Source organism: Specibacter sp. AOP5-B1-6, assembly GCF_052376555.1.
Lineage (GTDB): Bacteria > Actinomycetota > Actinomycetes > Actinomycetales > Micrococcaceae > Specibacter.
Window position 1 is genome coordinate 13,763 of sequence record NZ_JBQSVT010000038.1, and the last position, 24,146, is coordinate 37,908.

Here is a 24,146-nt window from a genome sequence, read left to right on the forward strand (position 1 = left end):
GCCTAGCACTCCGACGTCGACAGGGAACGGGCACCTCCACGATTAGATGGGGGTTCCTTATCCTCGCCGGTATTGCGTAAGGCGGGCCTCGAGCGACCCAAACGCACTAAAATTCTCAGTTTCAAGAACATCGTATTTCCTCGTCCGCCCACCTCCCGGATGCCCGCACGGAGAGAACGCCCGGACAACGGGTGTTGCAGGGAGCAACCAATGGCGGCACGCCGGAGCTTTTTGGCCGGGTGCCGATGTATGCTGAAAATTGTTCTAAGGATGCGACATGTCACGCACAACAGTCATTACCGGTGCAAGCGACGGGATCGGCGAGGCCGCAGCAAAAATGCTGGCCTATCCGGGGGACACCCTGGTGGTGGTCGGTCGCTCGCCGGAGAAGACCAAAGCCATTGCGCAGGAGCTGGACGCCGACTTTTTCCTTGCCGACTTCACGGATCTGGCACAGGTCCGTGCGCTCGCAGCATCCCTGGCGCAGAAGTATCCTCGCATTGACGTCCTCGCCAACAATGCCGGCGGCATCATGGGGCCGCGGGAAGTCACCGTCGACGGCCATGAAAAGACGTTTCAGGTGAATCATTTGGCACCGTTCCTGCTCACGACCTTGTTGATCGAGCAGTTGGTGGCCAGCCGGGCAACCATTATCAATACGTCAAGTGCCGCCCACCGACACATGGCGAAGTTCGACATTGACGACCTTGACGCCGAAAAGAATTACAGCGCTAATGCTGCCTATGGGAATGCGAAACTGGCCAACATCCTCTTCACCAGGGAACTGCACCGCAGGTACGGCGACCACGGTGTCAACGCCGCCGCCTTCCATCCAGGGGTGGTGGGCAGCAACTTTTCGGCTGAGTCCACCCAACTCATGCGCTTGGCCTACGGTTCCCTCGCCAGGCGGTTCATGCTTTCCCCGGCCCAGGGCGCCGACACACTTGTGTGGCTGGCCACCACCCAGCCGGGTGTGGACTGGGAAGCCGGGGACTACTATGCGAAACGCAAACCGGCCAAGACGAGTGCGCTGGCGCAAGATCCCGCCCTTGCGCTGCAGCTCTGGGAGCACAGCGCCGCCATGGTGGCAGCACCCTAGAATCACAGCATGTTGGAAACACGGCACCCTGGAAACGCAGGGGAGCGGCAAGGCTGGACGGGGCGGGCGGCAGCGGTCAGGCCGGCAGGCGCCCGCCGGTGTAAACACCCTCGGCAAGTTGCTGGACAAGCCAGGGGCTGAACGCAAAGGGTGCGGCCGCAACGGCTTCCTCAACGTCAACAACATCCGCCCACGCCAAGTCGCACACTTCCTGGGGATTCGGCGAGATTTCACCGCTGCCGGCATAGACGGCCGTGAAGACGGGGCAGACCTCATTTTCCACAATGCCTGAGGCATCGGTGGCGCGGTAGCGGAACCCGGGAAGTGCGGGCTTGATTGCCGAGAGCTTGATGTTCAATTCCGTCTCGGCGCGGCGGACGATGGCTTCTTCAAAGGTTTCCCCGGGAGCAGGATGCCCACAGAGTGAATTGGTCCAGACTCCCGGCCAGGTCAGTTTGGACAGTGCCCGGCGGGTCAGCAGCGTCCGGCCCTCTGCGTCAAAAACGTGGCAGGAGAATGCGAGATGCAACGGCGTTTCAGCGGTGTGGACAAGTGCCTTGTCAGCCGTTCCGATCTCGCTTCCGTTCTCGTCCAGCAACCTGACCAACTCAATGTTTTGACCCATGGTGGGCACAATTCCTTCCGCTCGCATCAGCCCCAACAGGGCCGATAAGTCTTTCCCCCGGGCAAGTAGCAACGAGGTCCAGTTTACGGCTTCACCACGTCGTGCGGGACAACCTCATGCAGCTCCAAACCGCCCGAGCTCAGCTTCCAATAGTGCAGGCGCAGCGCCCCGGCCGTCCCCTGCTCCACATAGAGGCGCATGCACACGTCGCCGCCGCGCAGCGTGGGCCCGGCATGGGCGCCCTCATTGAGCCTGAGCACATGCGGTTCGCGCCTGCGCAGCGGCCCCGTCCTGTCGGCGACCAGGTCGACCACGGCGCGCAGGGACTTGCTGCGCTGTTGTTCGGTCAGAACGGCCCACGACGCCAAAAAATGCGGGCTGCAACTGTACTTTCCAAGCGGATGGGCGGCCTTGTCTCCGGCGGGAACAGCCCGGGCCCAGGCCTGCCGCAGGTCAAACTCAAATTGCTCGCCGGCGTCCAAAAACAGCGTCTCCGAGGCAAGCTCCGAGGCAAGTTCGGTGCGTGACGTTGCCGACCGCCGCTGTTGCCGCAGCTGCACCAGCGCGGACTTGGTCTTGGAGAGGTCGTCCCTGAGCGCGTCAATCTGGTGTTCGGCGGTGTTGAGCAGCCGCGCCAACTCGGCGGCACCGCGGCGCTCATCCTCCAGTTGATCCTGCAGCGCCCGCGCCACCTCGTCAGTGGCACCCTGCCTCCGTGCCGCCGCCATCAACTCAGCAATGGTGCGCCGCGCCGAAACCAGCTGCATTTGCGTGCTTTGCAGGGCAGTGCGCCGCTGGGCCGGGCTGAGCAGCTCTTCCTTCCCGGGAAGTTCGACGCCGGACAGCTCGCCTTCGCCGGCCGTGCCGGGGCCGTCCGGGGCTGGCGGGGCAACGGCGGAACCGGGCGTGAAGAGGCTGGCGTAGGGCCTGTCGCTGGCCAGCCACGGCGGGCCGCCGCGAAGGAGCGGCGGGGCTGGGACTGCTTGTTCGTCGTCGTCCACGTCAAGCATGGACAGGCGGACGGCGCCGTTCTCATACAGGACCCGCACCCGCACAACCTCACCCTCGGTCAGCAGGTCCTGGGCCGAGTCCAGGTCGTTGGAGGAGATGCGTTCAACGCCGATCCGGAAGTCGCTGCCGGGCCAGAGGTGGACGGTGGCGTGCGAGGGGCAGACGGACTTGACCCGGGCCAGCGCCACGTCGCCGTTGCGGTAAAAGGTGACGGGTGAGGCGCGGGGGAGCAGGAGTTCCTTGATGTCGAGGACATGGCTGGCCGGATCAAGGGTGCCGGTGATGAGCTGTCCCTTGCTGACAAGCCAGTCGAGCGGGATTCCCGGCAGGAGGTCCTCGCCTCGGATGACTGCCTGGCCGCCGCTGGGCGCCAGCTCCAGCAGTGCCCTGCCGTCGGCGAGAAAGCCCCTGACCACCGCCTCGGCAATAAGGGGAAGCGGCGCCGTGGCGGACTGCCGGGCCGGTTCAAAGTGCTCGGCAGCCAGAACCTCGAATTCCAGTGTCTCGTACAGGGTCTCCAGTTGGGCTGCCCGCCGGGGAATGTGCGGCCGGGGCGTCCTGTCTGTCCACCGGTCCCCGTGCGGATAGACGCGGGCGCCGGTGCCAAATATGTGCAGCCGCGCGGGGAGCCCCCTTTCCAGCTGGTGCGTCTCGACGCCGTTGGCCAGTTCAAACACCTGGATCCCGGCCCCCACCAAAGTGGCAAGCCGTGGCGCGTCGATGCGCAGCGGGTCCTCGGGGATGTAGGAGACAACGACGACGGTGTGCGAACGCTGCGGGTCAACCAGCATCCGGGCCAGGGCGCCGCCACCTTTGCGGTGAACGGCAGGGGCCGGGGCTGCGGGGCCCTCTGGCAAGGGGAGCTTGTTCCTGTTCTTTTGTGCAGGCATGCATGCTCCTTCCCATCGGTCCTGCCGGATCGTGTTAGTGCCTTACCCTACCTCCAGCACCCTACCTCCAGCACAGGGGTCGCGGCGTCGCTCAGCCCCGGCGGCACAGACCCTTGTCCTTTTGGACAGGTAACGCTTTTGTCACATTTTCCGGGCCGTAAAGCGGCCCAAAATCGCGTGAATGCGCGTTTTTGGGTGGCGCCGGCACAGCGTCAAGTTACCGGAGAGTAGTCCTTTTGGACAGTGGTCGCTTGTGACGGATCAGGCCCATGTGTGAGCTGGGGTACATTGGCTTGACAGTGCGTGAGGGGGATCATATTTCCCCTTTTCGCCGAGAAAACGAACAATCCCGCTGCCGCGCGGCCGTCACCCAGGGCCCTGCCAGCGAGCCAGCTGTAAGGATGATTAAATGCCACTGCACCCACCCAAGCAGCGGATGGCGCGTCGTCGTTGCGATGCCGCTTCCGCTGCGCTGTGGAGGCTGATCCGTTGATCGGTTTCATAGCAAAACGGTTTATCAATTACGCGATTCTTTCGGCCATCGCGACGTTGAGTGCGTATGTTTTGGCCAGCCTCATCCTGAACCCGGCCAGCCGTTACCTGGGCAGAAATCCCAGGCCCTCCGACGCCACCATCAACTCGATCCTGGACAAGCTCGGAGTCAACCCCAACACCCCGGTGATTGAACGGCTCTGGGACTGGGTCGTGCGGCTCGTGACCGAGGGGTCCCTCGGCGACACCATCCACAACACCTCCGTCATCAGCGAGATGACGGCCCGGGCGGGCACCAGCCTCCGCCTGCTGATCCTGGGCACCATCATTGCAGCTCTTGTTGGCGTCGCCATTGGCGTCTGGGGTGCCGTGCGCCAGTACAAGTTCAGCGACCAGGCGATTTCCTACGCCTCCTTCACCATTCTTGCCACCCCGTCCTTTGTGTTGGGCATCCTGTTGATGATCGTGGCCACCATGCTCAACAACGTGTTGGGCATCCAGCTGATCAACTTCACCGGCGAATACACCGCAGGGCTCGACGGCGGCTGGTGGGTCCAGTTCTGGGACCGCGCCGCGCACCTGTTGTTGCCCACCATTTCGCTGGCCCTCATGGGTGCGGCCGGATACTCCAGGTATCAGCGCAGCGCCATGCTGGACGTGCTGGCCGCGGACTACATCCGCACCGCCCGCTCCAAGGGCCGCACCCGCGGTTCGGCGCTCGTCCGCCACGGCGTCCGCGTCGCCTTGATCCCCATGTCCACGTACTTTGCCTACTCGTTCGCCACCGTCCTGGCCGGCGCCGCCGTCACGGAGCTCGTGTTCAGTTGGCACGGCATGGGCGAGATGCTCGTCCAGGCCATCACGCAAAGTGACATCAATGCCTTTACGGGGGCAATCTTGTTCAACGCCATCTTGATCCTGATAGCCGGAACGCTGGCCGACATTGTGTACGCAGCCCTCGACCCGAGAGTGAGGGTGTAGCCATGTCGATGCTTGAGGAAATTCCCATCGCAGACACCGCCGCCGCCAACCCCGAAATTGTCCGGTCCAAAAAACCGGTCTCCCGCTTCCGCCTGGTGCTGTCCCGGCTGCGCAGCACACCGCGCTTCTGGGTTGGCATCGTCGGCCTTGGCGCCATCATCCTGTGGGCCATCTTTGGCCTGGCCCCCAACGCGTGGAACTACACGGACCTTGATGTTTACAACATGGGCTCCAGCCCGACAAGCCTGCACTGGTTCGGCACCAGCGACATTGGCGAGGACATTTACGCCCAAACCATCGTCGGCCTGCGCAAGTCACTGATCATCGGGCTGCTTGTGGGCCCGCTGGCGGCCATTGTTGCCGGCATTGTCGGAGCCGTTGCCGGCTACCTTGGCGGCTGGTGGGACCGGGCCATCGTCTGGGTCATCGACCTGCTGCTGGTGCTGCCGAGCCTGTTCCTGTTCATCCTGCTCAGCCCCATCTTCAAGTCGCTGTCCTGGGTGGCGTTGATTTTCCTGCTGTCAGGCTTTGGCTGGATGATCATGGCCCGGGTGATCCGCGCCCAGACACGGTCCCTGCGCGAACGTGACTTCATCAAGGCGGCCCGGTTCATGGGTGTTGACACCTGGACCATCATCCGCCGGCATGTGCTGCCGAACGTGTCGTCGCTGCTCATCATCGACGCCACGCTGGGTGTTGGCGGCGCGATCCTGAGCGAGACCACGCTGAGCTTCTTTGGTTTCGGCATCCAGGCCCCCGACGTCTCGCTGGGCACACTGCTGGCCGCGGGCCAGGGTGCCGCGGCAACCCGCCCGTGGCTGTTCATCTTCCCCGCCGCCATCCTCGTATTTACGGTGCTTTCGGCCAGCCTTGTCGGCGATGCCCTGCGCGACGCCGTCGACCCAACCTCCGGAGTCAACCGTGACTGAGAACCTTACTGAAAACCCAACCGTGAACAAGGCAGGCAACCCGACCACTCCGGCGGCCGGCACCAGCGCACGCCGCGGCCCCACGCCGTCGAACACGTCAAAGCACCTGCTTGAGGTGCGCGACCTCAGCGTCACGTTCCCGCAACCCAGCGGCGCCGTCACGGCGGTCCGCGGCGTGAACTACCACGTGGACAAGGGCGAATTCCTGGGCATTGTGGGGGAGTCGGGCTCCGGAAAGTCCGTTTCGTCGCTGGCCGTGATGGGGCTGCTGCCGTCGTCCGCGAAGATCACCGGCGACATCCTTTTTGAGGGCAAATCGCTGCTGGGCCGCAGCGACCGGGAGATGTCCAAGCTGCGCGGCGAGGGCATTTCCATTATTTTCCAGGATCCGCTGTCCGCCCTGACCCCGGTCTACACAATCGGGACGCAGATCGCCGAATCCCTGCAGCTGCACGACAGCAAGCTCTCGAAGCTGGCCGCCAATGCGCGGGCCGTGGAACTGCTGAAGGTGGTGGGCATCCCCAACCCGGAGCGCCGCGCCCAGGCCTTCCCGCATGAATTCTCCGGCGGCATGCGCCAGCGCGCCATGATTGCCATCGCCATTGCCAACAACCCCCGCCTGATCATCGCCGATGAACCCACGACGGCGTTGGATGTCACCATCCAGGCGCAGATCCTCGAGGTGCTGCAGAAGGCGAAGGACCTGACCGGCGCCGCGGTGGTGCTCATCACCCACGATTTGGGTGTTGTGGCCGGCAACGCCGACAGGCTCGCCGTCATGTACGCGGGGCGGATTGTCGAGACCGGAACCGTGGACCAAGTGTTCCGCGCCCCGTCCATGCCGTACACCATCGGGCTGCTGCGCTCCATGCCGAACCTGGCCACGGCCGGACACACCCGGCTGGTGCCGCTGGAGGGACGCCCGCCGCAGCTGAGCAACCTGGCGCCGGGCTGCCCGTTCGCGCCACGCTGCCCGGTGGCCATTGACGCCTGCCGCACCACGGAACCGCCGCTGACAATCATTGGGGATGACCCGCTGAACTCCTCGGCGTGCCTGCGCGTGGCCGAGATAGCCGACGGCGGGCTCAACCGCGCCGAACTCTACCCCGTGCCAGCACCGGTGGCCATCGCCGAACGGGCCGAAGTCACCCCGGAAAGCGTGCTGGAGGTTGCGGCGCTCAAACGCCACTTCCCGCTGACGAAGGGCTCGGTGTTCAAGCACACCATCGGCACCGTCCGGGCCGTGGACGGCGTCAGCTTTGACATCAAGTCCGGCCAAACGCTGGGCCTGGTCGGCGAGTCCGGTTGCGGCAAGTCGACAACCATCATGGAGATCCTGGAACTGGCCAAGCCCCAGGCCGGGCAGGTCACCATCAACGGCCGTGATGTGGCGACGCTGTCCGGCAAGGAACGCAAGGCTTTGCGCCGGGACATCCAGGTCGTGTTCCAGGACCCCATGGCGTCCCTGGATCCCCGACTTCCGGTGCAGGACATTGTGGCGGAGCCGTTGACCGTCCACGGCATTCCGGCCAAGGACCGGCTGCAGAAGGTCCTGGACGTGATGGAGCTGGTGGGCCTTGACCCGTCCATGGCGTCCCGGTACCCGCACGAATTCTCCGGCGGCCAGCGCCAGCGCATCGGCATTGCCCGCGCGCTTGTCACGGACCCCAAAATCGTGGTGCTGGACGAGCCGGTGTCGGCCCTTGACGTCTCCATCCAGGCCGGCGTCATCAACCTGCTGCAGGACCTGCAGGAAAAACTCGGGCTGTCCTATTTGTTCGTGGCCCACGACCTGGCGGTCGTGCGGCAAATCGCGGACACCGTCGCCGTCATGTACCTGGGCAGAATCGTGGAAAGCGGACCCGCGGAGCAGATCTTCGACAACCCGCAGCATCCCTACACGCGGGCGCTGCTCTCCGCCGTTCCGGTGCCGGACCCGGCCGTGGAACGCAGCCGGACCAGGATCATCCTCGACGGCGACCTGCCGAGCCCCACGGAGGACATCGCAGGCTGCAACTTCCGCACCCGCTGCCCGCTGTACCGGCTGATGGACGCCGCCGCGCAGGAACGTTGCCGCAACGATGACCCCGAGGAACGCCTGGTCGCCGGCAGCCATGTGGCCTGCCACCATGCCGAACACATAGACCTCATGACCTCGGGAACAGTATGAGCAGCTGAACACCTCAACAAACTTACCGAAACCACAGTCCCCGCGGCACAGCATCACGTGCCCGCCGGGGATCATCCAATGGGAGGAAACAATGCAACACATCAAGAAGATGGTGGGCGCCGGAGTTTTGGCGCTGGCCCTCACAGTCACCGGCTGCAGTGCCGGCGGAGGCGGCGGCGACAACAAGCCCGCCGTGGACAACAGCAAGGGCGCTGCCGAAACAGGGGCACTGCCCACCACGGCCTGGACCGTTGCCGACTACGCAGCCGTCAAGGACGGCGGCACGCTGACGCTGGCCGTGGACCAAATGCCTGACAACTGGAACACCATGCAGGTTGACGGCAACGTCAAGGCCGGCAGCGAAATCCTCGATCCCACCACGGGCGGCCCCGTCGTCAACACGGTGGACGGCGGCTGGGCGCTGAACCCCGACTACGCCACAGAGGTGAAGCTGGCCGGCGAAGATCCGCAGGTTGTTGAGGTCAAGCTGAACCCGAAGGCCGTGTGGGAAGATGGCACGCCCATCACCTACAAGGACTACGACGCCACGATCAAGGCCAACAACGGCACTAATGCCGATTACCAGATTGTTGGCGACAACGTCTACAAGGACATTGAATCGGTCACCAAGGGCGAGACGGACTTCGATTTCAAGATCACGTTCAAGAACAAGAACGCCGACTGGCCCTCGATCCTTGGCGGCAGCACCGCCGGCGCGGTCCAGACAGCCGTTCTGCCAGCAGCCATTGCCTCCGACGTGACGGCCTTCAACGAGGGCTACAAGTCCAAGCCGGTACCCTCAAGCGGACCGTTCAAGGTCGGTGAAGTGGACGCCGCCGGACAGGTGGTCACACTGGTTCCCAACGACAAGTGGTGGGGCCAGAAGCCGAAGCTCGAAAAGATCATCATGAAGGTTGTTTCCCGTGACGCCCTTGCCCAGGCCTACGCCAACAAGGAACTCGACGCGTTCAGCATCGGCACCAACAAGAACAACTACGACACCGCCAAGAAGCGTGAAGACGGCGCCATCCAGCAGTCCGGCGGCCTGACCTGGAACCACGTCACCATGAACGGTTCCAAGGGACCACTGGCCGACGTGAAGGTTCGCCAGGCAGTGGCCCGCGCCATTGACCGGGACACCATTTCCGCCAGCCGCCTGAGCCCCATCGGTGCGCCGGTGGCCAGCCAGAACAGCTACATCTACATGCCGGGCCAGAAGGGCTACGAAGACAACGCCACATCAGTCATCGGCTTCGACACCGCCAAATCCGAGGAACTGCTGAAGGAAGCCGGCTACACCAAGGCTGATGACGGCACCCAGGAAAAGGACGGCGCCAAGCTGGAAATCACGTACACCCTCGATGCCAACAACCCAGTGTCAGAGCAGATCTTTAAGCAGATCCAGGCCAACCTGAAAGTTGTCGGCATCACCTTGAAGAACAACACGGTTCCGGAAGACAAGTTCTTCTCCGACTACGTGCTCAAGTCCAACTTTGAACTGACAGGCTTCGCCTGGTCGGGCACCGCCTACCCGGTAGCCTCCACGGAGTCCATCTTCTACCCGGTTGATGCCGGCCAGAACTTCTCCGGCGTCACCGATGACAAGCTCGGTGACATGTGGGCCGCGGCCAACGCAGAGCTCGACCCGGCCAAGCGCATCAAGCTGGCCAACGAGATCGACAAGGCGATCTTCGCGTACACGCCGGTCATCCCGCTGACCCCGACCCCGAACACCTTTGGTGTCCGGAAAGACCTGGTCAACTACGGTGCCGGACAGTTCGAATCCATCAACTGGACCACCGTGGGCTTCAAGTCTTAATCAGCTCCACCCACAAGGCCCGGCCCGCTCTCCACGAGCGGACCGGGCCTTTTCCTTGTGCCCTACGTCAGCGTGCTGGTGATGGCGAGCCCCAGCAGCAGGACGCCGACGACGACGGCCGGCAGGTCCCAGCCGCTGACCACCTTTTCCCGGCGGCCGGGTTGGTCACCGGGTTGGTCACCATGCTGGGAGGCTGGGGCGGCGGGGGAGGAGGTGCCGCCGTCGTGCTTCAGGGAAGCCGTGTTGCCCCGCTCCCACGCGTCCCAGGCGGTCTGGACGGCGGTTTGGGTGTGCGGCAGGGCGGCCATGGTGCGGGCGCCGCCGGTGCCGGTGAGCATTTTCGGGCCCAGCTTGCCGGATCCCGGGGCACCCCAACTGGGGATTCGGCCCGCTGTGGTGTCGAAGCTGACGTTTTGCATGACGCGCAGGGCGGTGAGCTCGGAGAAGGGGATTTCGTGGTCGCGCAGGATGTTGCGGATGCCCAGGCCGGTGGCGTGGATCAGCAGCCTCGGACGCCACAGGAGCACGTAAACTCCCCAGGCCGCGAGGAGCAGCCAGGGCAGAAAGTGCCAGATGGAGGCGGGGGTTCCCGTCAGGAGCAGGTTCACGGCAAAGAACGCGCAAAACGCCAGGGCAACCGCCCCGAGCACGCGGGTGGGGACGGAACGGACGGACACGGTGCGCGGGGTGTTGGGGGTTGTTTCCATGGTCATTCAAGAATGCCAGACTTTCGGCCGGCGGCTGTTCGCCGGGACCTTCGGGCCTCATGGTGGAGCGGCCCGGAGCAACAAAAGACTGTGTGGCTCCGCAACAGGCACGGAACCACACAGTCGAGTTGTGTGGGAGCTATTTAATGGCAGCCTTGGAGCGGCGCTTGTTGAAAACGTCAAACGCGACGGCGGCAAGGAGCACCAGGCCCTTGATGAGCTGCTGGAATTCCGTGCCAACACCCATGATCGACATGCCGTTGTTCAGGATGCCGATGATCAAACCGCCAATAATGGCGCCAACCACCGTGCCAATGCCGCCAGTAACGGCCGCGCCACCAATGAAGACAGCGGCGATGGCGTCAAGTTCGAACCCTTCACCGGCCTTGGGGTTGGCCAGGTTGAGCTGCGCCGTGAACACCAAACCGGCGAGGGCGGCCAGCACACCCATGTTGATGAACAACGTGAAGGAGACGCGCTTGGTGTTCACCCCGGAGAGTTCCGCAGCGTGGGCGTTGCCGCCAATGGCATAAATGTGCCGGCCCCAAATGGAGTTGGCCATCACGGCCGAGTAGCCCACCATGAGGACGCCCATGACCAGGAGGACGATCGGGGTGCCGCGATAGCTGGCCAGCAAGTACGCGATCAGCAGGATCAAGGCCGTGGTGAACACCATCTTGGCCACGAACCACGGGAAGGGTTGATCTTCCAGGTTGTACTTCTTGCGGTTTGCCCGCTGCTTGATGCCGGAGATGACAAACGCCAGGGCAGCAAGAACACCGAGGATGACAGTCAATGGTTCCAGGAAGGAAGTGCCGCCGCCAAGGTCGGGAAGGAAGCCGCTGCCCAGTGCCCTGAACTCGTCAGGGAAGGGGGAGATCTGCTGGTTTTGCAGGGCGATCTGTGCCAGCCCGCGGAAGGTGAGCATGCCGGCAAGAGTGACGATAAACGAGGGTATGCCGAAGTAGGCAATCCAGAACCCCTGCCATGCACCCACCAGAGCACCAAGCACCAGGCAGGCGATGATCGCCAACCACCAGGGCATGTGCCACTGGGTGATCATGACCCCGGCCATGGCACCGACAAACGCCACCACGGACCCGACGGAAAGGTCGATGTGACCGGCGATGATGACCATGACCATGCCGACAGCCAGGATGAGGATGTAGCTGTTTTGCACGATCAGGTTGGAGACGTTGATGGGGGCCAGGGTGATGCCGTTGGTGGTGATCTGAAAGAAGATGATGATCACGATCAGGGCGATGAAGAGCCCCACCTGGCGCAGCTGGCCGGTGAGAAATCGTACGGCGGATTGGACAGCAGTCATCAGATGTCCTGCTCCTTTGCTTGAGTCATGAATTGCATGAGGTGTTCGGCGGTTGCTTCGGCCCGGGGCACATTGGCGGTGATGCGGCCTTCAGTCAGCGTGTAGATTCTGTCGCAAATGCCTAACAGCTCGGGCAGCTCCGAGGAGATGACGAGTACGGCTTTGCCTTCGTCAGCGAGTTGATTGATGATGCTGTAGATCTCGTACTTTGCACCGACATCGATGCCACGTGTCGGTTCATCCAGGATCAAGATGTCGGGGTTGGTGAACATCCATTTGGAAAGGACCACTTTTTGTTGGTTTCCGCCCGAGAGCTTGCCGGTGACGGAGCCAACGCCGGGAGCCTTGATGTTCATGCTTTTGCGGAATCCTTCAGCGACCACATGTTCCTTGGCACTGTCGACCCAGCCCCAGCGGGCCAGTTTGCCCAGTGCGGCACCGGAAACGTTGCGCCTGATGTTGTCCAGCAGGTTCAGCCCGTAATGCTTGCGGTCCTCGGTGGCGTAGGCGATGCCGTGCTTGATGGCGGCCGCGACGGTGTTGGCCTCAATGGCAACACCGGTTTTGTACAGGCGGCCGCTGATGTTGGCCCCGTAGCTGCGGCCAAACACGCTCATGGCAAGTTCGGTGCGGCCGGCACCCATCAAGCCGGCGATGCCAACGATTTCACCGGCACGGATGTTCAGGTTTGCGGCCTTGACGACTTGGCGGCCCTGGTCCACCGGGTGATGGACGGTCCAGTCCTCAATGCGCAGCAGCTCGGCGCCGATGTTTGGCGTGTGGTCCGGGTAGCGGCTGCTCAGGTCCCTGCCCACCATGCCCTTGATGATGCGTTCCTCCGAGATCTCGTCGGCGTGCATGTCGAGGGTTTCAATGGTTTGTCCGTCGCGAATGATCGTGACCTTGTCGGCCACGGCCTTGATCTCGTTGAGTTTGTGGCTGATCATGATGGAGCTGATGCCCTGGCCCTGGAGATGCTTGATCAGGTTGAGCAGGTTCTCCGAGTCGCTGTCGTTCAAGGCGGCCGTGGGCTCATCCAGGATGAGCAGTTTGACCTGCTTGGAGAGGGCCTTGGCGATTTCCACCAGCTGCTGCTTGCCGACACCGAGTTCAGAGACCTTGGTGGTGGGATGGTCATTCAGTCCCACCCGGGCCAGCAGTTTCGAGGCTTCCAGGTTGGTCTTGTTCCAGTCAACAAAGCCCCTGGTGGAGAGCTCGTTGCCCAGGAAGATGTTTTCGGCGATGGACAGGAACGGGCTCAGTGCCAGTTCCTGATGAATGATGACAATGCCGGCAGCTTCGGAGGACTTGATGTCCTTGAACTGGCAGAGGGTGTCCTCGAACCAGATTTCGCCGTCGAAAGTTCCTGCCGGGTAGACGCCGGAGAGCACCTTCATGAGGGTGGATTTGCCCGCGCCGTTTTCGCCGCAGATGGCGTGCACCTGTCCACGCTGAACCTCCAGCGAAACATTCTGCAGGGCCTTGACGCCCGGAAATGTCTTGGTGATGGCACGCATGTCAAGGATCGTTGATGTCACGATGGACCTTCATTTCGCGTTCGTGATGGGAATGTCATTCGGTCCCGTTGCGGCGGCCTGGGCCGCCGCAACCGGAAGCGTTCGCTATTTCAGGTCTTCGGCCTTGTAGTAGCCGCTGTCGATGAGTTCCTTGGAGTAGTTGTCCTTCGTGACCACGACAGGCTGGAGCAGGAAGGTCGGAACCACCTTGACCTTGTTGTCGTAGCTGGTGGTGTCATTGACCTCTGGTGTCTTGCCGGTGAGGATTGCGTCCGTCATTTCGACTGCCTGCTCACCCAGCTGCCGGGTGTCCTTGTAGATGGTGGAGTACTGCTGGCCGGCAATGATCGACTTCACCGAGGCAGCTTCAGCGTCCTGGCCCGTGATGATGGGCAGCGCGTCGGTGGCGTAGCCCGAGGACTCCAATGCCGAGATGATGCCGATGGACAGGCCGTCGTAGGGCGACAGCACGCCGTCAACTTTTTCGCCGTCCGAGTACGAGCTGGCGATCAGGTTCTGCATGCGCTTCTGTGCCGTTGCCGGATCCCAGCGCAGCGTGGCAATCTGGGTGAATCCGGTCTGGCCGCTCTTGACCACCAGGGTGCCGTTGTCCAGGTACTTCTGCAGTGTCTTCATGGCACCGTTGTAAACAAAGGTGGCGTTGTTGTCATCCGGGCTTCCACCGAAGAGCTCCACATTGAACGGACCGGTTTCGCCGGTTTCCTTGCCGCTTTCGTCCAGGATCCCCAAGCCGGTGAGCAGGGAGGTGGCTTGTTCCACGCCGACTTTTTCGTTGTCGAAGGTGGTGTAGTAGTCCACGTTGGCGTTGCCGTTGATCAGGCGGTCATAGGCGATGACCTTGATGCCGGCCTTGGCGGCGTCGTCAAGCTGGTCGCTCAAGGCGGTTCCATCGATGGAGGCAATGATCATGACCTTGACGCCCTTGGTGATCATGTTGCTCACCTGCTGGACCTGCTGCGGAATCTTGTCATCGGCGTACTCGAGCGTCGTCTTGTAGCCAAGCTTCTCAAGGGACTGCTGGATGGCCGTCCCATCCTTGATCCAGCGTTCGGAGGTTTTGGTGGGCATCGCGATGCCAATGAGTGCCCCGCTGTTGTCGACCGAGCCGGCGTCGGCAGCCGGAGCCCCGCCGCGGGTGCCGCAGCCTGCGGTACCCAGAGTGAGGCCAAGCGCCAAGGCGCCAACGATCAATGTCTTAAGTTTCATGGTGAGTTCCTTTACGCCCCGTGCGCGTCATTGCCATGGGCTGGTAGGTTTCCTGCATCTTGCTTGGATGTTGTCCCACTGAGGGGAGGCCGCGACAACTGTATTTGTTAGCGCTAACATTCTGGTTTAGTGTAACTCACGACACGTCCTGTGTGTCAAGCCACTATTTTTGGGGGAGCTGCTGCAGGGCCAGAGCCGGTTGCGGTGCTGCTGGTCCCGGTGGCAAAAAGCCACCGGGATCCGGTTGCGGCGAAGTGGCGTCGCCCGCCGGATTAACGCAGCATGGTGCCCCCTCCGCGCAGGAGACAGGGGCAGACAAGCCGCTGCTTTCTGTGCGAAGGGGGCACCCGTTGGGTCACTGGAGCTGGCTAAGTCATCTGTCGATGCTGTCGATGCTGCCGCATCCGCAGCATCCGCAGCATCCGCCACAGCCGCTGCGGCCGCCCCTATTGCAGCTGTTCACTCGCCGCAGCTGCCAGCTCAGGAGCCGGAAAACATGCTGTACTGCTCGCGGATGACCGGGCGGTGGTCTGGCGGCGGTGCCGCTTCGAGATCCAATTCCCAGTCCGGCCTTGCACCGTTCAGCGCCCAAGCGGCCTGGACCGCCGCACCGCGGGCCACATACTCACCCGGCGCCGGGACGATCACGGGCACGCCTAACACCTGCGCCGCAACGGCCTGCACGGCCGGATTTTGTGCCGCCCCGCCGATCAACAGCAGCCGCTCGGCGCCGACGCCGGAAGCCGTGACGGCATCCAGCCCGTCGGCCAGCCCGCACAGCATGCCCTCGATCGCGGCCCGGGCGGTATTGGCCCGGGTGGTTGAGGCAATGGTCAAACCGTGGAAGCTGGCCTTCGCATTGGGCAGGTTCGGGGTGCGCTCGCCCTCAAAATAGGGCACAAGCACCACGCCGCCACTGCCCGGTTCAGCCGCCAATGCCAAGTCCGCGAACGCGTCGAAAGACACGTCCAGCAGCTCGGCAACGGAGCTGAGGATGCGTGCCGCGTTCAAGGTGACGGTGATCGGCAGGTACGCGCCGGCCGCGTCGGCAAACCCGGCCACGGTGCCCGAGGGGTCGTTGACCGCAGTTGGTGCGGCCGCAAACACCGTCCCGCTGGTGCCCAAGGAAATCACCACGTCCCCGGCGGCGATGCCCAGGCCCAGGGCACCGGCCGCATTGTCGCCGGCTCCAGCGCCTACGGCAATGTCGCTGCCATTGGCGTAGTCAGCATGGACCGTTCCGGTAACGTCCGACGGCGCTGCAACCTTGGGCAGCACAACGGGCGTTCCAGCTTGGCCGGGTGACCCGGCTTCGCGTGCGGACCTGCCGAAGGCGTGTTCGAACATTTGAAGGTCGTAACGGCCGGTTGACGGGGACCAGTAGCCAGTGCCGCTGGCGTCTGACCGGTCGGTGGTGAGCTGCTCGAGGCCAGGTCCCAACGGGCTTTCGCCGGTGGGGCCGTAACCGCGCAGGCGCCAACTCAACCAGTCGTGAGGGAGTGCGACCGCGGCCACGCGGGCTGCGTTTTCGGGTTCATTGTCACGAACCCAACGGACCTTGGTGATGGTGAAGGAAGCAACGGGGACTATGCCGACACGGGTGGCGTGAGCGGAGGCGCTGAGTTCATTGATGAGGTCTTCTGCGGAGGTGGCGGAGCGGGTATCGTTCCACAACAGTGCCGGACGGATGACCGCACCGTCGGCATCCAGCAGGACCAGGCCATGCTGTTGTCCGGCGATGGCGAGGGATGAAACATCGGCCAGCCCTCCGGCGTCGGCCATGGCTTTCTGCAGGGCAGACCACCAGTGGGAGGGATGGACCTCCGAACCGTCCGGGTGGGCGGCCCTGCCGGTTCGGATGGTGCGCCCGGTGCCGGAATCGACAATGACAACCTTGCAACTTTGGGTCGAGGAATCGATCCCGGCAACGAGCGCCATGGGTTACCGGGCGCCGAGCAGGTGCTCGATGAAGAGCTGCTGGAGCTTGACGAAGCCGAAGCCCTTGCCGCCGAAGTAGGATTCGGTGTCGAATTCCTCGTAGGAGGCCTTGTCGGCGCGGAGGGCTTCCCAGCCTTCGCCCGGGTTCAGGGTGGGCTCGTTGATTTCGTCCACGCGGGAGGCGGCGAGTGCGGCCTGGACCTCGGGGTCGGCACGGAATGCGGTGGCGCGTTCCTTGAGCAGGAGGTAGGTCTGCATGTTGGCGGCTGCCGAGTCCCAGACGCCGTTGATGTCCTCGGTGCGTGAGGGCTTGTAGTCGAAGTGGCGCGGGCCGGTGTAGGACGGTCCGCCGTTGGGGCCGCCGTTTTCCAGCAGGTCGACGAGGGAGAAGGCGTTCTGCAGATCGCCGTGGCCGAACACCAGGTCCTGGTCAAACTTGATGGAGCGCTGGCCGTTGAGGTCGATGTGGAACAGCTTGCCCTGGTAAAGCGCCTGGGCGATGCCGTGGGTGAAGTTCAACCCGGCCATCTGCTCGTGGCCTGTTTCCGGGTTGATGCCCACCATTTCGGGGCGTTCCAGCGTTTCGATGAACGCCATCGCGTGGCCCAGGGTGGGCAGGAGGATGTCGCCGCGGGGTTCGTTCGGCTTGGGCTCAATCGCGAAGCGGATGTTGTAGCCCTTGTCGGTGACGTAATCGCCCAAGAGGTTCACAGCCTCGCGGTAGCGCTCGAGGGCGCCGCGGATGTCCTTGGCGGAGTCGTATTCGCTGCCTTCGCGCCCACCCCACATGACGAAGGTCTCGGCGCCCAGCTCGGCGGCCAGATCGATGTTTTCGATGACCTTGCGGATGGCAAAGCGGCGCACGCCGCGGTCGTTGGAGGTGAATCCGCCGTCCTTGAAGACCGGGTGGCTGAACAGGTTGGTGGTGACCATCGGCACGATCAAGCCGGTGGAGTCCAATGCGCCCTTGAGGCGGTCAATCTCGTGCTGGCGCTCGGTGGCGGTGGCATCGAAGGGGAACAGGTCGTTGTCGTGGAACGTCAGGCCGTAGGCGCCCAGATCGCTGAGCCGGTTGACGGCCTCAACGGTGTCCAGCTTGGGGCGGGTGGCGGAACCAAACTGGTCCTGTGCTTCCCATCCCACGGTCCAGAGGCCGAATGAGAACTTGTCTTCGCGTGCTGGCTGCAGTGCCATGGGATTCCTCCAGTGGTGATGTGCGTCTCGATAAATATGTTCTGACTAAAAACATATGCCAAGAAAACGTCGGCGTCAAGGGCTGATCCGGCGGGAGTTCTGCTGTACGATCCAAGGTAGAAGCCGGAACGAAGGCGCGTTGCGGCGATCCCTTCGATTAAGTTGTCAGCGTGATCACAATTCCGGTTTTTGTTTTCTAACGCCTCGGGTCCATAGCGGCTGTGGCGGCGGCCGGACATGCCTCAGCACGGTGGCGGCGCGATCTGCGGGGCGTCGGTTGTCGTCGTTCAAGCAGGATCCGCACAGTATTCTTAGAGGGATTTAGGCATTGAAAGTGGTGAACAGAGTGGCGTTGACGGAACAGGCTCAACCGGGTCCCCGGCAAAAGGGCAAAAATCTCGAAGACGTGAGGCGCAACAATCTCGTCCTCGTGCTGAGGCTCGCCCACGTTCAGGGGCGGGTCTCCCGCGCCGACGTCACCCGGTTGACGGGACTGAACCGCTCAACTGTCGGCGGGCTCGTGGCCGAGCTGGTCGAGCTGGGCCTTGTGGTTGAGCAAGAACCCGGCGCTGCCCACCATGCCGGCCGGCCGAGCCCGGTCATTGTTCCCCGCAAGGACATTGTGGCCATCGCCGTCAACCCTGAAATTGATGCAGTCACCATCGGCCTGGTGTCCTTGTCGGGCCAGGTGCTCAAGCGGATCCGATACGACACCGCCCGCGTGCAGACCCCCGAGGAAGTCGTCAACATCGTCACCGCCGTAGTGGCCGGCATGCGCGGCGAGCTGGACAGCTCGTTCCGCACCGTCGGCGTCGGGGTCGCCCTGCCCGGACTGGTTCGCGACGGTGACGGGGAAGTTGTTGTTGCACCGCATCTGGGCTGGCACAACGTCCCGTTTTCGGCCATGCTCGGTGACGCGCTCGGCCTGCCGGTGGTGTCCTCCAATGACGCATCCGCCGGGATCGTTGCGGAAAGCACCTTTGGGGCCGGCCGCGGGGCGCGCGACCACATCTACCTCAATGGAGGTGCCAGTGGCATTGGCGGCGGCATCGTCATCAGGGGCCTGCAGTTCCCGGGTGCCAGCGGTTTTGCGGGCGAGTTTGGGCATTCGCTGGTGAATTCTGCCGGAGTTCTTTGCTACTGCGGAGCGTACGGATGTTTGGAAACCGAGGTCCGGCAGTCCGCCCTGCTTGACGCCGTCGGCTTGGAAGCGGCCAACAGCGAGCAGCTGGAGAACGTGCTGACCACCCAGTTCGCACGCCCCGGGGGACCGGACCGGGAAGTGCTGGAAGTGGTGAACCGCCAGGTCGACTTCCTGGCCGATTCCCTGCGCGGCACCGTGAACATCTTCAACCCTGAGCTTGTCATCCTTGGCGGGTTCCTGGGCACCCTGTACGTGGTTGCCACGGAACGGCTTGAATCCGCGGTGCGGGGCAAAACGCTGCAAGGCACGCGGGACGACGTCAGGTTCGCCCGCGCAGAGCTTGGCCTGGACCTGATGATGATCGGCGCCGCACAGCTGGCATTCGCCCCGGTCCTCGCAGATCCGGCAAGCATCGCCAGCGCCCTGGGCCAAGCCAGCTGACAGTCTCGGCTAAAGCGTGTCGGAGTCGGTCTCGTCCTCCGCGGCCAGCGTTGCCGCATGCTCGTTGATCTCCTCGATGTCCGGCGTCACCATTTCCGAGTACACCTCGGCCAGGGGGTCGCGCTCCGCGTGCTCGTTGATCAAGTCTTTGTCGTCATAATCTGGGTTCTTGCTCATATCCACACCCTAGTCCCGGGCCGGCGGGGCCGCCAGAGCTTCTTCGCCTTCCTCTGAACTCTCGCCGCCCTCGGTGCAGTTCGCCATCCCAGGCACGACGGCGGACTCCTCGCCGTCTGCTGTTGGCGGCAGTCGGCGGAGTGCCAGCACCGCCTGGGGCCATGCCAACGCAGCTACTCGACAGCCCCCGGCACAAAGAACGTGGTCGACGTCAGCCGGGCCCCGTCCAGCAGCACCACCCATTCGTACGTTGCGCCGACAGGCAGCGGCAGCCCGCCGGGAAAATTAAGCACCACGTTGGAGTTCCCCGGGAAGCCCATCGGCGGCCGCTGCACATTGGCGGCCACGGCGTGCCTGAAATCAACCGACTGGCTGAACCGCATCACGTTCGGCCCCTCCGCACCGGCAACCGTGACAGGCCGCCCGTCCGTGTCCACAAGCAGCACCTCCACGGCCGCCCGCGTCTCATCAAAGGCGGGAATGCTGACGGTGACGTTCACAAACAGCGAGAACGGCGCGGTCTGGCCCGTCTTCGGGTCCGAGCCCAGGAACTGGATCCCGCCACCAATCACATTGACCTTGCCAGCCGCATCAATGTTGACGAAATCGGCGATCAAAATATTGGCGCTCGCACTCGAAAGATCGGTCATGCGAAAGTCTCCGTCGCTGTCAGATGGCTGGTTCCTCAACCATAGGTGTTGCCACTGCATCAATGACAAGCACGACGCCGGACACCCCCGCCTTGGTGGGTTGGCTTACCGGCACGGGAGTCCCGGCAAACCAACCGCAATCCTAGCGAGGCGAGAACGGCTTGGTCTTGTGACCCGGCTTCGTGGGCTTCACCTTGTAGTCCTTCCCATTCATGCGCATAGTGATGTTGCCCTGGTTCGGTGACTTGTCGCCGATGACAACAACTTCTGTCACCAAACCGCCCTCCCAGGTGCAGTCGATCTGGTAGCCGCCGCGCGCACGAAGTCCGGTGAAGGATCCGTCAGCCCAGGAAGCGGGCAATGCGGGGAGCAGGTGGATCGTGCCGGTGTGGCTTTGAATGAGCATCTCCGCCACAGCACCCGTGATGCCGAAGTTGCCGTCCATCTGGAACGGCGGGTGGTTGCAGAACAGGTTGGGCAGGGTGTTGAACCGCAACAGCCCGCGCAGCATGAATCGGGCGCGTTCGGCCTCGCCAAGGCGTGCGAACAACGCGGCACGCCAAGGCCACGTCCAGGACCGGCGGCTGTCACCGGAGACGCTGCCTTCGGTGAACGGGACCCCGTCCTGTTCACCGCAGCGCGCCTTCAGGGAGACCAGGGCGGCTGCTGCCAGTTCCGGCGATTCCGCCAAGTTGATCTGACGCCCCGGGTACACCGCGAAAAGGTGCGAGGTGTGGCGGTGGATGTCGGCGGCATCATCCCGGTCAGTTTGCCACTCCTGCAGTTGGCCCCAGCTGCCGATCTTGTTGGGTGCCAATTTGGACTGCAGCTCCTTGACCTTGGCCTGGTAGTCAAGATCCAACTCGGCTGCGGCCTCGCAGTCGATGTAGTTCTGGAACAGGTCCCAGATGATCTGCTGGTCGTACATGACGCCGTTCTCCCGCGGGCCATGTTCCGGCGACCACCCATCCGGTGCCACCAGTTTCCCGTTGGAGTCCTCAACCAGGCGATCCTCCCAGAACTGACAGATCTCCTTCAGAAGGGGCACGGCAGTCTCACGCAGGTAGTTCGCGTCCTGCGTGAACGCCCAATGTTCGTAGATGTGCTGTCCGTACCAGGCGCTGGCAACGGTGTTCCACTCCCAGGAGTTGCCGCCAAAGATGCTCTGGCTGGTCCGTGCGGTCCAGCCGCGCGTCTCCGCGCCAAAGGCGTTCCGGGTGGCAACGCGGCTGGGGACGGCAACCTGCCTGATGAACTCAATGAGCGGCTCGTGGCTTTCGGCCAGGTTGGTGGTTTCGGCACCCCAGTAGTTCATCTGGACATTGATGTTGGTGTGGTAATCCGAGGCCCACGCAGGCTGGTTACTGTCATTCCACAGGCCCTGCAGGTTGGCCGGCAGCCCGCCGCGGCGGGACGAGCCGAGCAACAGGTAGCGGCCGTAGGCGAACATGGTTTGTTCCAGGCTGGGATCATCCTGCCCCGCGCCGTAGGCCGCGAGCCGGACGTCGGTGGGCACCTTGGCGACCGGGTCCGGCGTCATTCCCCAATCCACGGACACGCGCGACATCAGGGGTGAGAGTTCGCCCTGGTGCTCGGCGCGCAACGCGTCGTAGGGGCGGGATGCGGCGGCGGCAATGGCCGCAGCAATGCCGGGTTCCGGGTCCGCTCCGCGCCACCCGGCGGCGGCGTCGAGCTTGTAATCGGTGCGTGCGTCGAGGATCAAGGTCATGGTGGAGGCGCCCTGGACGCGAAGGCTCGTGCCCATGCCGGTGACCGTGCCGTCAGTCTCGGCGATGCGCAGGGTGGCCGCGTGCTTGAGCTGGTTTGCCATCATGCCGGAGAATGCGATGGAGCGGGATGATGCGTCGGCTGCCGTGGCCACGCCGTCCTGTCCCGAGGTCAGGGCCAGTGACGCGGTGAGCCCGCCGGGCCGGTCGGTTTCATAGCGCATGACGATGACATCGGCGGTCCTGCTGGCGAATGCTTCTCGCAGGACGCGGTTGCCGGCGGTGCCAAATTGGGTGAGATGGACGCCAATGGTCGGGTCCAGGGCGCGCTTGTACTCGGCCACGGCCGATGTGGCGCGGGAATCGAAGCCGTTGCCCTGCAGCCTCACCTCTGCGATGCGCAGCTGCGCCGCTTCGGCAGGTCCGCGAAGTGTCAACCGGTAGGAGTTGAAGGTTGCCGTCCCGGATAAGGGGAAGGAGAGGGTTTGGCCGCGTGAGGCAAATGGTGCCCCGGGTGAGCGCGAATCCAAAGCGACCCAGTCGCGGCGGTTGCTTGAACCTTCGAGAACCCATTGAGTTGGATCATCGCCGGCGTTGTCGGCCGCCGATGTTAATGAATAGGAGGTCAGGGCCACATGCTTGCCCAGGTCTGCCTGCCAGACGACGCCGGATCCCGGGTTGGGTGCCGACCATGCCGTTGTGGGGGAGTCGTCCACGGTGCGCATGATGTCCGCGCCTGTGCCGTCGCCGTCGGACTGGCCGGTGGGGGAGGAAAGGTAGAGGGAAGACTGTCCACCCATGTTCACGCCGGCCAAGGAAATTTCGGAGACCTGGAAGTGGCTCACGCCGGACTTGGGAGTGAAGTCGAACTTGTAATAAGCGTAGGCAGTCTGGTTCGTGGAGGTGAATTCCTTGGCTTGGCGACGCCCCTCGAACGGCGCCGGTAGGGACTGGGTGTCGAGGACAGTCCAGCTTTCACCGTTCTGGGAACCTGAGAGCGTCCAGTTCTGCGGGTCACGAGCGGGCACGTCGTTGGCGCTGGTGAATGTGTACCTCGAAACCACGACGGCGGACGGCAGCTTGATCTGCCACGTCACCGTTGCTGGTGGTCCTTCGATGCACCATTTGGTGCCGGTGTTGTTGTCAACGGAGGCATCGACACCTTCCGAGCCCCAAATCTTGTATGGTCCGCCGGGTGCGGTGACGGCTGGCTGTTCGTTGAAGCTGACAACCACGTTGCCAAAGTTCCGGTAGGAGCCGAAGCCTGTGACGCTGGTGTCGTACGCGCCATCGGGTTGGCCGGCCAAGGCATTGTCGTAGTTATTGACGCCGCCCCAGAGGCTCTGTTCGTTGAACTGGATCCTGTCGCTTGCCGGATCGCCGAAGAACATGGCGCCAAGGCGGCCGTTGCCGATTGGGAGTGCGCCGGACTGCCAGTCAGTGGCGGGCAGCTGGTACCAAAGTGCGTGGTTTGAAAGGGCAGGGTGTGGTGCCAAGACCGTGGCGGGCAGGACGGCGGTCTTGGCGGACGCCGTTTGGGTGAAAAGTTGGGTGACAAGCGGCGTGAGGGCAAGGACGCCGCCGAGTTTGAGAGTTTGGCGGCGGGTTGGTTGTGCGAAGGTCATAAACAACTCCTGAGCTACATTGGTCTGGTGTTTGCCTGCGCACCTTGGGGGACGATCCGTGATTTGTGCGATGCTGTGCCAGTTTCGCACGCCGAACATCGGATGTCTATGGATGTTTGATGTGTTACTTCCGTGTGGCGCGTGATCCAGATGTGTGCATATTGGAAACAACCAAGGTCATCTCGGCGTACCGTCGCGCTGGTAGCCCCGAGGCACTTAGAGCTGCGCACAACCAAGTTTGATACACGATCAACGTCCCGTGACTCCTCGACGTACAAGAAGATGGTCGGGACTCAAGGATCGAACGGAATTGGCGCGATTAGGTTGTTGGGTCGACGCCCCAGCGGATTCATTAGGGGCAAGTCGAAATCGGCTATTTGTGGCTGCTCGAGAATTGTGAACCATCTCAATCAGTTGTCGTGTTCTTGATCGTGTAGCGTCGGAACCTAACTGATG

The 24,146-nt window shown here is 63.2% G+C and carries 18 protein-coding genes; 6 read left to right on the forward strand and 12 right to left on the reverse strand.

Annotated elements, in window-relative coordinates; genetic code table 11:
• Nucleotides 1-277: 277 nt before the first annotated feature.
• Nucleotides 278-1,099, forward strand: a complete 822-nt coding sequence (locus ACT3TS_RS15795; protein WP_444532476.1) for an SDR family NAD(P)-dependent oxidoreductase — start codon at nucleotides 278-280, stop codon at nucleotides 1,097-1,099.
• A 76-nt stretch (nucleotides 1,100-1,175) separates the two neighbouring features.
• Here ACT3TS_RS15795 and idi read toward each other — a convergent pair whose 3' ends face one another.
• Both idi and ACT3TS_RS15805 read right to left on the reverse strand, forming a co-directional pair.
• Nucleotides 1,176-1,724, reverse strand: a complete 549-nt coding sequence (gene idi / locus ACT3TS_RS15800) for an isopentenyl-diphosphate Delta-isomerase (protein ID WP_444532477.1) — start codon at nucleotides 1,722-1,724, stop codon at nucleotides 1,176-1,178.
• A gap of 83 nt (nucleotides 1,725-1,807) precedes the next feature.
• Nucleotides 1,808-3,625 (reverse strand): hypothetical protein, encoded by a 1,818-nt coding sequence (locus ACT3TS_RS15805; RefSeq protein ID WP_444532478.1) that lies wholly within the window; start codon nucleotides 3,623-3,625, stop codon nucleotides 1,808-1,810.
• A 489-nt stretch (nucleotides 3,626-4,114) separates the two neighbouring features.
• Between ACT3TS_RS15805 and ACT3TS_RS15810 the strand changes: the two genes are divergently transcribed.
• The 4 genes from ACT3TS_RS15810 to ACT3TS_RS15825 all read left to right on the forward strand — a co-directional run bounded on the left by ACT3TS_RS15810 (nucleotide 4,115) and on the right by ACT3TS_RS15825 (nucleotide 10,016).
• On the forward strand, nucleotides 4,115-5,098 hold the full coding sequence (locus ACT3TS_RS15810) for an ABC transporter permease (protein ID WP_444532479.1): 984 nt from the start codon (nucleotides 4,115-4,117) through the stop codon (nucleotides 5,096-5,098).
• 2 nt (nucleotides 5,099-5,100) lie between these two features.
• Entirely contained in the window at nucleotides 5,101-6,027 is a 927-nt protein-coding gene (locus tag ACT3TS_RS15815; RefSeq protein ID WP_444532480.1) for an ABC transporter permease, read from the forward strand.
• Nucleotides 6,028-6,142: 115 nt separating this feature from the next.
• Entirely contained in the window at nucleotides 6,143-8,197 is a 2,055-nt protein-coding gene (locus ACT3TS_RS15820; RefSeq protein ID WP_444532492.1) for an ABC transporter ATP-binding protein, read from the forward strand.
• A gap of 91 nt (nucleotides 8,198-8,288) precedes the next feature.
• The gene (locus ACT3TS_RS15825; RefSeq protein ID WP_444532481.1) at nucleotides 8,289-10,016 is read left to right on the forward strand and encodes an ABC transporter family substrate-binding protein; all 1,728 of its coding nucleotides are present in this window, start codon (nucleotides 8,289-8,291) and stop codon (nucleotides 10,014-10,016) included.
• Between the two features lie 62 nt (nucleotides 10,017-10,078).
• Here the strand turns inward: ACT3TS_RS15825 and ACT3TS_RS15830 are convergent, their stop codons facing one another.
• The 6 genes from ACT3TS_RS15830 to xylA all read right to left on the reverse strand — a co-directional run bounded on the left by ACT3TS_RS15830 (nucleotide 10,079) and on the right by xylA (nucleotide 17,926).
• Complete coding sequence (locus tag ACT3TS_RS15830) at nucleotides 10,079-10,729, reverse strand: hypothetical protein (protein ID WP_444532482.1); 651 nt, start codon at nucleotides 10,727-10,729, stop codon at nucleotides 10,079-10,081.
• A 133-nt stretch (nucleotides 10,730-10,862) separates the two neighbouring features.
• Nucleotides 10,863-12,050, reverse strand: a complete 1,188-nt coding sequence (gene mmsB / locus ACT3TS_RS15835) for a multiple monosaccharide ABC transporter permease (RefSeq protein ID WP_444532483.1) — start codon at nucleotides 12,048-12,050, stop codon at nucleotides 10,863-10,865.
• Nucleotides 12,050-13,567 carry a multiple monosaccharide ABC transporter ATP-binding protein gene (mmsA, locus tag ACT3TS_RS15840; RefSeq protein WP_444532493.1) on the reverse strand — a complete coding sequence of 506 codons (1,518 nt, stop codon included), beginning with the start codon at nucleotides 13,565-13,567 and terminating at the stop codon, nucleotides 12,050-12,052. The genes mmsB and mmsA overlap by 1 nt, the downstream gene beginning before the upstream one ends.
• 105 nt (nucleotides 13,568-13,672) lie before the next feature.
• Nucleotides 13,673-14,794: a multiple monosaccharide ABC transporter substrate-binding protein gene (gene chvE, locus ACT3TS_RS15845; protein ID WP_444532484.1), complete on the reverse strand. Its 1,122-nt coding sequence runs from the start codon at nucleotides 14,792-14,794 to the stop codon at nucleotides 13,673-13,675.
• A gap of 480 nt (nucleotides 14,795-15,274) precedes the next feature.
• Nucleotides 15,275-16,732 carry a xylulokinase gene (gene xylB, locus ACT3TS_RS15850; protein WP_444532485.1) on the reverse strand — a complete coding sequence of 486 codons (1,458 nt, stop codon included), beginning with the start codon at nucleotides 16,730-16,732 and terminating at the stop codon, nucleotides 15,275-15,277.
• A gap of 3 nt (nucleotides 16,733-16,735) precedes the next feature.
• On the reverse strand, nucleotides 16,736-17,926 hold the full coding sequence (gene xylA, locus ACT3TS_RS15855; RefSeq protein ID WP_444532486.1) for a xylose isomerase: 1,191 nt from the start codon (nucleotides 17,924-17,926) through the stop codon (nucleotides 16,736-16,738).
• A gap of 406 nt (nucleotides 17,927-18,332) precedes the next feature.
• On the opposite strand from xylA, the gene ACT3TS_RS15860 reads away from it, so the two are divergent.
• On the forward strand, nucleotides 18,333-19,511 hold the full coding sequence (locus tag ACT3TS_RS15860) for an ROK family protein (protein WP_444532487.1): 1,179 nt from the start codon (nucleotides 18,333-18,335) through the stop codon (nucleotides 19,509-19,511).
• A gap of 9 nt (nucleotides 19,512-19,520) precedes the next feature.
• On the opposite strand, the gene ACT3TS_RS15865 is transcribed toward ACT3TS_RS15860, so the two are convergent.
• The 4 genes from ACT3TS_RS15865 to ACT3TS_RS15880 all read right to left on the reverse strand — a co-directional run bounded on the left by ACT3TS_RS15865 (nucleotide 19,521) and on the right by ACT3TS_RS15880 (nucleotide 23,690).
• Nucleotides 19,521-19,688, reverse strand: a complete 168-nt coding sequence (locus tag ACT3TS_RS15865) for a hypothetical protein (RefSeq protein ID WP_444532488.1) — start codon at nucleotides 19,686-19,688, stop codon at nucleotides 19,521-19,523.
• 9 nt (nucleotides 19,689-19,697) lie between these two features.
• Nucleotides 19,698-19,856 (reverse strand): hypothetical protein, encoded by a 159-nt coding sequence (locus ACT3TS_RS15870; protein WP_444532489.1) that lies wholly within the window; start codon nucleotides 19,854-19,856, stop codon nucleotides 19,698-19,700.
• Nucleotides 19,857-19,861: 5 nt separating this feature from the next.
• Nucleotides 19,862-20,338, reverse strand: coding sequence for a DUF6941 family protein (locus tag ACT3TS_RS15875; RefSeq protein ID WP_444532490.1), 477 nt, complete (start codon nucleotides 20,336-20,338; stop codon nucleotides 19,862-19,864).
• A 142-nt stretch (nucleotides 20,339-20,480) separates the two neighbouring features.
• Nucleotides 20,481-23,690 carry a glycosyl hydrolase family 95 catalytic domain-containing protein gene (locus ACT3TS_RS15880; RefSeq protein ID WP_444532491.1) on the reverse strand — a complete coding sequence of 1,070 codons (3,210 nt, stop codon included), beginning with the start codon at nucleotides 23,688-23,690 and terminating at the stop codon, nucleotides 20,481-20,483.
• Nucleotides 23,691-24,146: the final 456 nt, after the last annotated feature.

What these genes read in the sequence shown, in the direction of transcription:
- ACT3TS_RS15795 (WP_444532476.1), top strand. Translation starts at nt 278, where the DNA reads ATGTCACGCACAACAGTCATTACCGGTGCAAGCGACGGGATCGGCGAG.
- ACT3TS_RS15880 (WP_444532491.1), bottom strand. Translation starts at nt 23,690, where the DNA reads ATGACCTTCGCACAACCAACCCGCCGCCAAACTCTCAAACTCGGCGGC.
- mmsA (WP_444532493.1), bottom strand. Translation starts at nt 13,567, where the DNA reads ATGCGTGCCATCACCAAGACATTTCCGGGCGTCAAGGCCCTGCAGAAT.
- mmsB (WP_444532483.1), bottom strand. Translation starts at nt 12,050, where the DNA reads ATGACTGCTGTCCAATCCGCCGTACGATTTCTCACCGGCCAGCTGCGC.
- xylB (WP_444532485.1), bottom strand. Translation starts at nt 16,732, where the DNA reads ATGGCGCTCGTTGCCGGGATCGATTCCTCGACCCAAAGTTGCAAGGTT.
- ACT3TS_RS15875 (WP_444532490.1), bottom strand. Translation starts at nt 20,338, where the DNA reads ATGACCGATCTTTCGAGTGCGAGCGCCAATATTTTGATCGCCGATTTC.
- ACT3TS_RS15830 (WP_444532482.1), bottom strand. Translation starts at nt 10,729, where the DNA reads ATGACCATGGAAACAACCCCCAACACCCCGCGCACCGTGTCCGTCCGT.
- chvE (WP_444532484.1), bottom strand. Translation starts at nt 14,794, where the DNA reads ATGAAACTTAAGACATTGATCGTTGGCGCCTTGGCGCTTGGCCTCACT.
- ACT3TS_RS15825 (WP_444532481.1), top strand. Translation starts at nt 8,289, where the DNA reads ATGCAACACATCAAGAAGATGGTGGGCGCCGGAGTTTTGGCGCTGGCC.
- xylA (WP_444532486.1), bottom strand. Translation starts at nt 17,926, where the DNA reads ATGGCACTGCAGCCAGCACGCGAAGACAAGTTCTCATTCGGCCTCTGG.
- ACT3TS_RS15865 (WP_444532488.1), bottom strand. Translation starts at nt 19,688, where the DNA reads ATGAGCAAGAACCCAGATTATGACGACAAAGACTTGATCAACGAGCAC.
- ACT3TS_RS15815 (WP_444532480.1), top strand. Translation starts at nt 5,101, where the DNA reads ATGTCGATGCTTGAGGAAATTCCCATCGCAGACACCGCCGCCGCCAAC.
- idi (WP_444532477.1), bottom strand. Translation starts at nt 1,724, where the DNA reads ATGGGTCAAAACATTGAGTTGGTCAGGTTGCTGGACGAGAACGGAAGC.
- ACT3TS_RS15805 (WP_444532478.1), bottom strand. Translation starts at nt 3,625, where the DNA reads ATGCCTGCACAAAAGAACAGGAACAAGCTCCCCTTGCCAGAGGGCCCC.